Genomic DNA, 2983 nt, shown 5'->3' with positions numbered 1-2983 from the left:
AGCGTCCGGCCAACACACCTTTCTGATCCCAACGCTTAGGGCGATGGTGGACACCTATTTAAGTGGACACCATTTTTAGCCTTATTAAGCGGATCGCCATGCGTCAACGACACTCTTACCCCAAACCTTTCAAAGCCCAAGTCGTTCAGGAATGTCTGCACGCTGGTGCGTCCATCGCAAGCGTCGCGCTGAGCCACGGGATCAATGCCAATCTCGTGCGTAAATGGATTCCGCTTTATCGCGACGCGGACAGTAAAAACCTGCCCGCTTTTATGCCTTTGAAACTAGAACCCTGCGTTCATGATCGTCCCGAGCCATCGATCAGAATCGACGTGCCAAGCGAGCATGGGAGCCTCGTGGTGAACTGGCCCGTCAACGATCCCGAGGGATGTGCCCGATTCGTCCGGGGATTAATCTGATGATCCGCATCGATTCCATCTGGCTCGCCACCGAGCCGATGGACATGCGCGCGGGCACCGACACCGCGCTTGCACGGGTAGTGGCCGTGTTCGGTGCGGCAAAGCCGCACTGTGCATATCTCTTCGCCAACCGCCGCGCCAATCGGATGAAAGTGCTGGTGCATGACGGCGTCGGCATCTGGCTGGCAGCACGTCGGTTGCACCAAGGACGCTTTTTCTGGCCAGGCGTGCGACATGGTTCGGAACTTGAGTTGGATGCAGAACAGCTTCAGGCCCTGATACTCGGTTTACCTTGGCAAAGAGTCGGTGCCGGCGGCGTCATCACTGTGCTTTAAGTTCTGCCATGGCCAGCTTGCCAGCGCAATTGGCCCATCAGTCTATCGCCGCCCAAAGCCCTCTCTGGCAAAATCGGCGGCATGACTTCCATCCCGAATCTCGACCAACTGAACCCTGAACAACTGCGCGCTCTGGCCGCGCAGTTGATGCAGCGCGTCGAGACGATGGACAAGCAAATCCACCATCACAAAACAGTCAACGAGAAACTGGCCCATGAGATCGCGCTGCTCAAGCGCTTCAAGTTTGCCAAGCGCAGCGAGCAACTAAGTCCTGCTCAAGCCAGCTTGCTCGATGACCTGATCGACACCGACATCGCGGCTATCGAAGCTGAACTTGAGGCACTGCAACCGACGCCGACTGCGGCCAAAGTGCGCCAGCAACCCAAGCGTGCGCCGCTGCCAGCGCAGTTTCCTCGTACGCTGATCCACCACGAACCGGACAACAGCCATTGCCAATGCGGCTGCGTCCTCAAGCGTATCGGTGAAGATGCCAGCGAAAAGCTCGACTACACCCCCGGCGTGTTTACCGTCGAGCGCCATATCCGTGGGAAATGGGCCTGTGAGCAGTGCGAGACGCTGATCCAGGCGCCGGTACCGGCGCATGTCATCGACAAAGGCATCCCTACGGCAGGCCTGCTGGCCCACGTTATGGTGGCCAAGTTTGCTGACCATCTGCCGCTGTATCGACAAGAGAAAATTTTCGGCCGAGCCGGTCTGGCAATCGCCCGTTCGACCTTGGCGCAATGGGTTGGCGCCTGCGGCGTGCAGCTACAGCCACTGGTGGATGCGCTGCGCGAAGCAGTGCTCGAGCATGGCGTGATCCACGCCGATGAAACGCCGGTACAGATGCTGACGCCGGGCGCCAAGAAGACCCACCGAGCCTACGTTTGGGCCTACGCAACCAGCCAGTTCGCCGACTTGGCGGCAGTCGTTTACGACTTCAGCCCGAGCCGCGCCGGTGAACACGCCCGAACCTTCCTGAACAACTGGAACGGCAAGCTGGTCTGCGACGACTTCGCCGGTTACAAGGCGAGCTTTGATCTGGGCGTCACAGAGATCGGCTGCATGACCCATGCTCGCCGCAAGTTCTTCGACCTTCACGCGACCAACAAGAGCCAAATCGCCGAAAAAGCGCTGCATTACATCGCAGCACTTTACGAAATAGAGCGTGAAGTAAAAGACCTAGAGCCGGACATGCGGCACCGAATACGGCAGGAAAAGGCGACTCCGATAATCGAGGCGCTACACGCCTGGATGATTGCCCAGCGCGAACTCGTGCCCGAAGGGTCGGCCATCGCCAAAGCCCTGGATTACAGCCTCAAACGCTGGGTCGCGTTGATCCGATATCTCGAGGATGGCGCCGTGCCCATAGACAATAATTGGTGTGAAAATCAAATCCGGCCATGGGCACTTGGGCGGTCGAACTGGCTGTTCGCCGGGTCACTACGCAGCGGCAAACGTGCGGCTGCGATCATGAGTTTGATCCAGTCAGCACGGCTTAATGGACATGATCCGTACGCCTATCTGAAGGATGTTCTGACGCGGCTGCCCACGCAGCGAGCGAGTGAGATTGCGGCGTTGCTACCACATCGGTGGCAACCGGTGTAATTACATCAGGTGGCGTCGTGGACGCGTTTATGAATATTCCGGCGCATAGTCCCAAAATCATCCACAAAACATGGTTTTTCGTAGCATTGGTTGCAATGGGGTAGATCTACGCCACGTACCGCCCTTTAGCGCCCCGAGACACCCTATAAATCCCGCAGTCTCCCTGTATCCCCCTCTCAAACACCCCCTTTCCCCCTCATTTAATCCGCGGAACAGTAGTTACCCTGGAGTTAGCGCCCCCTCATATCCCCCATTTCCCCTAACAATTCCTGTAACCCCCCGCCACACCCTGATTATCCCCGTAGCGCACCCCATTCTGCCCCGTCCAAAGTCACTCGGGCGTTGTCGCTCCGCATTTGGTAGCAAAACTCGCAAAACTGATCCAAATTTATGAAATTTTGCGACGGAAGACGGTCGGAAGCGATAGCCTCTGCAATACCTGAAACCTCTTAAATCCCCGTCTAATGTAATACTACTCAGCAAGGGAGAATTTTGTTTTGTGATTGTGTTGCATTGCGGTACCGCGCGCACCATCCCTCAAGAAGTGGCAATGGTCACAGGAAGCTATTGGCTGCTGCGCCAATTTCCGACTTAGGGCCAGATGCCTTTGCCGGACGCTTA

General features: G+C 57.1%; 3 protein-coding genes. All 3 read left to right on the top strand.

The window, feature by feature from the left end; translation table 11 throughout:
• Window positions 1–62: 62 nt before the first annotated feature.
• The 3 genes from APH36_RS31455 to APH36_RS29445 all read left to right on the top strand — a co-directional run bounded on the left by APH36_RS31455 (window position 63) and on the right by APH36_RS29445 (window position 2362).
• Complete coding sequence (locus tag APH36_RS31455) at window positions 63–419, top strand: transposase (protein WP_073665531.1); 357 nt, start codon at window positions 63–65, stop codon at window positions 417–419.
• On the top strand, window positions 419–754 hold the full coding sequence (gene tnpB / locus APH36_RS32980; protein ID WP_034149241.1) for an IS66 family insertion sequence element accessory protein TnpB: 336 nt from the start codon (window positions 419–421) through the stop codon (window positions 752–754). The genes APH36_RS31455 and tnpB overlap by 1 nt, the downstream gene beginning before the upstream one ends.
• Before the next feature lie 81 nt (window positions 755–835).
• Window positions 836–2362 carry an IS66 family transposase gene (locus APH36_RS29445; protein WP_047292640.1) on the top strand — a complete coding sequence of 509 codons (1527 nt, stop codon included), beginning with the start codon at window positions 836–838 and terminating at the stop codon, window positions 2360–2362.
• The last annotated feature ends 621 nt before the right edge of the window (window positions 2363–2983 follow it).

This window comes from Pseudomonas sp. NBRC 111133, from assembly GCF_001320605.1.
GTDB classification, from domain to species: domain Bacteria; phylum Pseudomonadota; class Gammaproteobacteria; order Pseudomonadales; family Pseudomonadaceae; genus Aquipseudomonas; species Aquipseudomonas monteilii.
This window is presented reverse-complemented; position numbering and strand designations above follow the sequence as displayed.

Excerpts from the sequence above, each read along its gene's own strand:
- tnpB (WP_034149241.1), top strand. The coding sequence starts at position 419 with ATGATCCGCATCGATTCCATCTGGCTCGCCACCGAGCCGATGGACATG.
- APH36_RS29445 (WP_047292640.1), top strand. The coding sequence starts at position 836 with ATGACTTCCATCCCGAATCTCGACCAACTGAACCCTGAACAACTGCGC.